The sequence below is a fragment of the Salmonella sp. 2020_1395 genome (assembly GCF_043848115.1).
Taxonomy (GTDB): domain Bacteria; phylum Pseudomonadota; class Gammaproteobacteria; order Enterobacterales; family Enterobacteriaceae; genus Salmonella; species Salmonella enterica.
Genome location: NZ_JBCMFH010000034.1, coordinates 1 through 4,297, shown reverse-complemented (window position 1 = coordinate 4,297; position 4,297 = coordinate 1). Strand labels below are relative to the sequence as shown.

Here is a 4,297-nt window from a genome sequence, read left to right as displayed (position 1 = left end):
GGCCAGGCCTCAGCATTTTATTATGGTGATCCCCTGGGCGAAATGCGCCTGGTAAGCAGAGTTTTTGAAATGTAAGGCCTTTGAATAAGACAAAAGGCTGCCTCATCGCTAACTTTGCAACAGTGCCATGTTCCTGTTATGGCTTATGTTCAAGAAAGCATTGCCCCTGAAATGATGGGCAAGGTGTTTTCCCTTTTGATGACCGCCATGACTCTTTCTATGCCGATAGGCTTACTTGTTGCAGGTCCGGTTGTTGAGGTTATAGGTGTTAATACATGGTTTTTCTGGTCTGGTGTTGCGTTGATAGTAAACGCTGTTCTCTGCCGCATTCTGACACGACGCTATGACAAAGTAACAATGAAAACCGCAAGTGGACTGAAAAAAGGACCGGGTTGATGATAATTTGTAGTGGTGAGCTTCTGGGAGTACAAAACAAAGTGCTCAAAATTGTCGGGCTCATGGCGTTTAACGGTATTAATTTCGCTTATAATAATCTTTCTATAATAGCCTAAAGGAGAATATCTATGATACCTAATAGCGAAAATAAAAGAGTATGGTTTATTACCGGAGCAAGCAAGGGGCTTGGCTATGCTTTTACATGCGCCGCCTTGAAAGCCGGGGATAAAGTTGTTGCAGTTGCAAGGACTATCGATAATTTGGCGAAGCTAGAAGAAACATATCAAGAGAGCTTACTGCCATTAAACCTCGATGTTACAGATAGGGAGGCTGTTTTTTCTACGGTTGAAACAGCAGTTAAACATTTCGGTAGGCTTGATATTGTTGTTAATAATGCGGGTATCATGACTATGGGTATGATTGAAGAACTAAACGAATCCGATGCTCGGAAACTAATGGACACAAACTTTTTTGGAGCTCTTTGGGTTTGTCAGGCAGTGATGCCCTATTTGAGGTCGCAGCGTTCTGGACATATCATACAGATTACAAGCATTGGCGCTATTATCTCGGGTCCGATGTCTGGTATTTACAGTGCAAGTAAATTTGCGCTGGAAGGAATGAGTGAAGCCTTAGCAAAAGAAGCGGAACATTTCGGAGTGAAACTCACTATGGTGGAACCAGGAGGATATTGGACAGATTTATACACTTCGATGAGTTACAGCAATCCATTAGATTCATACGGTACACTGCGCGATGAGCTGGCGAAACAGTATTCCGAAGATTCGGTCGATAGTGATCCTTCCTTGGCAGCGGAAGCCCTTATGAAATTAGTAGCCAGCAATAATCCGCCTTTGAGGCTTATCCTTGGCAGCATGGTATACGATTTGGCGATGGATACCTTAAAAGCACGGATGGCTACCTGGGAAGAATGGGAAGCTGTTAGCCGTGCATCAGAAAAGGCTATTCCTGCACCGGAGAGATATGGAGTATAATACCAAACATGGTTTTTGAGGCAAGGACGAAACTATCATGAAAATTGAAATTATGGAATATAACCCGGATTGGACAAAGAATTTTGAAGAAGAGAAAATAAAATTGCTCCATTTTTTCGGTTCTCATGCCGTAGCCATTGAACATATCGGAAGCACGGCGATACCCAATCAACGGGCGAAACCGGTTATAGATATATTTATTGGCGTTTCGCCTTTTGCTGAACTACCTTTTATCAGCGCATTTTTAATGCAAAGGAGTATCACCACACTCCGACAGATATGACAGGCAGATATTTGTTTGCAAAATATACAAATGAAGTTTGGACCCATAATCTTCTTGCTTTGGTGTAGGTATAATACCCAAAAACGAAGTTTATGCGGAACAGGATAACACCTCGAAATCGGAGTTTATATGGCTTCGTGGGGGAGTTATGTGTTTGAGCTTTGTCGCATTAACGCGAATCAGGGGTTGACGGCAGAAATAGACTGGAATTACACTTCTTGGAGTCGGCGTTGCCGGAAAATTCTGATTGGATTAGTTGTTCGGGGTGCGAAAACAGTCGTAGTTCGGGGAAAAAACCGAATTTTGACCCAAAACCGCGAAAAACTCGAAATGACAGTTCCTATCAGTTTTCATAATGAATTAAAACAAAAAAATTAGGCTGCAAAGATAGGGAAAATGTGTCAATTTGCGTAAGTGATAATTAGTCAATTAAGATAAATGCTACTTTTGTAATCAAAGCAAAATGATATGAGCAAGATTTTTGGAATCGTAAATATAACCACCGATAGTTTTTCCGATGGAGGACTTTATTTAGATACAGATAAGGCAATTGAGCATGCTCTGCATTTGGTTGAAGATGGAGCAGATGTGATTGATTTGGGAGCCGCTTCCAGTAATCCTGATACAACTGAAGTGGGCGTTGTGGAAGAAATCAAAAGACTCAAACCTGTCATTAAGGCTTTAAAAGAAAAAGGCATTTCTATTTCTGTTGATACATTTAAACCTGAGGTTCAGAGTTTTTGCATAGAACAAAAGGTTGATTTTATTAATGATATTCAAGGTTTTCCTTATCCTGAGATTTATTCAGGCTTGGCAAAGTCAGATTGCAAACTTGTGTTGATGCACTCCGTTCAGCGAATTGGTGCAGCTACTAAAGTTGAAACGAATCCGGAAGAGGTTTTTACTTCCATGATGGAATTTTTTAAAGAAAGAATTGCTGCTTTAGTTGAGGCTGGTGTAAAGCGTGAACGAATTATTCTTGATCCGGGTATGGGCTTCTTTTTAGGCTCTAATCCAGAAACATCTATTCTTGTTTTGAAGCGTTTCCCTGAAATTCAAGAAGCTTTTAATTTGCAAGTAATGATTGCAGTGTCACGGAAATCATTCTTAGGTAAAATAACTGGAACCGATGTGAAATCTCGTTTAGCACCAACTCTTGCAGCAGAAATGTATGCATACAAAAAAGGTGCAGATTATCTCCGCACCCATGATGTTAAGTCTTTATCAGATGCCTTGAAAATATCCAAAGCCCTAGGTTAGTTTTATTTTTTTAGCTTTCTAAATGAATATGCTATACTTGCTCTGAAGTTGTGTTGGCGTACTTGACTTAGGTCTGGATCTTTCGAACTGTTACTAAGAGGGTAATCATAGGGGTCTGACGCTCAGTGGAACGAAAACTCACGTTAAGGGATTTTGGTCATGAGATTATCAAAAAGGATCTTCACCTAGATCCTTTTAAATTAAAAATGAAGTTTTAAATCAATCTAAAGTATATATGAGTAAACTTGGTCTGACAGTTACCAATGCTTAATCAGTGAGGCACCTATCTCAGCGATCTGTCTATTTCGTTCATCCATAGTTGCCTGACTCCCCGTCGTGTAGATAACTACGATACGGGAGGGCTTACCATCTGGCCCCAGTGCTGCAATGATACCGCGAGACCCACGCTCACCGGCTCCAGATTTATCAGCAATAAACCAGCCAGCCGGAAGGGCCGAGCGCAGAAGTGGTCCTGCAACTTTATCCGCCTCCATCCAGTCTATTAATTGTTGCCGGGAAGCTAGAGTAAGTAGTTCGCCAGTTAATAGTTTGCGCAACGTTGTTGCCATTGCTGCAGGCATCGTGGTGTCACGCTCGTCGTTTGGTATGGCTTCATTCAGCTCCGGTTCCCAACGATCAAGGCGAGTTACATGATCCCCCATGTTGTGCAAAAAAGCGGTTAGCTCCTTCGGTCCTCCGATCGTTGTCAGAAGTAAGTTGGCAGCAGTGTTATCACTCATGGTTATGGCAGCACTGCATAATTCTCTTACTGTCATGCCATCCGTAAGATGCTTTTCTGTGACTGGTGAGTACTCAACCAAGTCATTCTGAGAATAGTGTATGCGGCGACCGAGTTGCTCTTGCCCGGCGTCAACACGGGATAATACCGCACCACATAGCAGAACTTTAAAAGTGCTCATCATTGGAAAACGTTCTTCGGGGCGAAAACTCTCAAGGATCTTACCGCTGTTGAGATCCAGTTCGATGTAACCCACTCGTGCACCCAACTGATCTTCAGCATCTTTTACTTTCACCAGCGTTTCTGGGTGAGCAAAAACAGGAAGGCAAAATGCCGCAAAAAAGGGAATAAGGGCGACACGAAAATGTTGAATACTCATACTCTTCCTTTTTCAATATTATTGAAGCATTTACCAGGGTTATTGTCTCATGAGCGGATACATATTTGAATGTATTTAGAAAAATAAACAAATAGGGGTTCCGCGCACATTTCCCCGAAAAGGGCACTGTTGCAAATAGTCGGTGGTGATAAACTTATCATCCCCTTTTGCTGATGGAGCTGCACATGAACCCATTCAAAGGCCGGCATTTTCAGCGTGACATCATTCTGTGGGCCGTACGCTGGTAC

At 42.1% G+C, this 4,297-nt stretch carries 5 protein-coding genes and 2 pseudogenes; 5 read left to right on the top strand and 2 right to left on the bottom strand.

The window, feature by feature from the left end; all coding sequences use genetic code 11:
* From ACH0WD_RS24350 to sul3, 5 genes and pseudogenes are all read left to right on the top strand, one after another.
* Window positions 1-75 (top strand): annotated as a pseudogene (locus ACH0WD_RS24350) (IS6 family transposase); the annotation flags it as partial.
* 51 nt (window positions 76-126) lie between these two features.
* Window positions 127-379, top strand: a pseudogene (locus ACH0WD_RS24345) (hypothetical protein); the annotation flags it as partial.
* Between the two features lie 145 nt (window positions 380-524).
* On the top strand, window positions 525-1,388 hold the full coding sequence (locus ACH0WD_RS24340) for an SDR family oxidoreductase (protein ID WP_000612791.1): 864 nt from the start codon (window positions 525-527) through the stop codon (window positions 1,386-1,388).
* A 37-nt stretch (window positions 1,389-1,425) separates the two neighbouring features.
* Window positions 1,426-1,671 carry a GrpB family protein gene (locus tag ACH0WD_RS24335; RefSeq protein WP_001354008.1) on the top strand — a complete coding sequence of 82 codons (246 nt, stop codon included), beginning with the start codon at window positions 1,426-1,428 and terminating at the stop codon, window positions 1,669-1,671.
* A gap of 468 nt (window positions 1,672-2,139) precedes the next feature.
* Entirely contained in the window at window positions 2,140-2,931 is a 792-nt protein-coding gene (sul3, locus tag ACH0WD_RS24330) for a sulfonamide-resistant dihydropteroate synthase Sul3 (RefSeq protein WP_000034420.1), read from the top strand.
* Window positions 2,932-3,188: 257 nt separating this feature from the next.
* Here sul3 and ACH0WD_RS24325 read toward each other — a convergent pair whose 3' ends face one another.
* Both ACH0WD_RS24325 and ACH0WD_RS24320 read right to left on the bottom strand, forming a co-directional pair.
* Window positions 3,189-4,049 (bottom strand): broad-spectrum class A beta-lactamase TEM-1, encoded by an 861-nt coding sequence (locus ACH0WD_RS24325; RefSeq protein WP_000027057.1) that lies wholly within the window; start codon window positions 4,047-4,049, stop codon window positions 3,189-3,191.
* A gap of 47 nt (window positions 4,050-4,096) precedes the next feature.
* Window positions 4,097-4,297: hypothetical protein (locus ACH0WD_RS24320; protein WP_205001370.1), on the bottom strand; the 201-nt coding region annotated here is incomplete at its 5' end.

Coding starts and splice junctions, on each gene's coding strand:
- ACH0WD_RS24325 (WP_000027057.1), bottom strand. CDS start 4,049: ATGAGTATTCAACATTTTCGTGTCGCCCTTATTCCCTTTTTTGCGGCA.
- ACH0WD_RS24335 (WP_001354008.1), top strand. CDS start 1,426: ATGAAAATTGAAATTATGGAATATAACCCGGATTGGACAAAGAATTTT.
- ACH0WD_RS24340 (WP_000612791.1), top strand. CDS start 525: ATGATACCTAATAGCGAAAATAAAAGAGTATGGTTTATTACCGGAGCA.
- sul3 (WP_000034420.1), top strand. CDS start 2,140: ATGAGCAAGATTTTTGGAATCGTAAATATAACCACCGATAGTTTTTCC.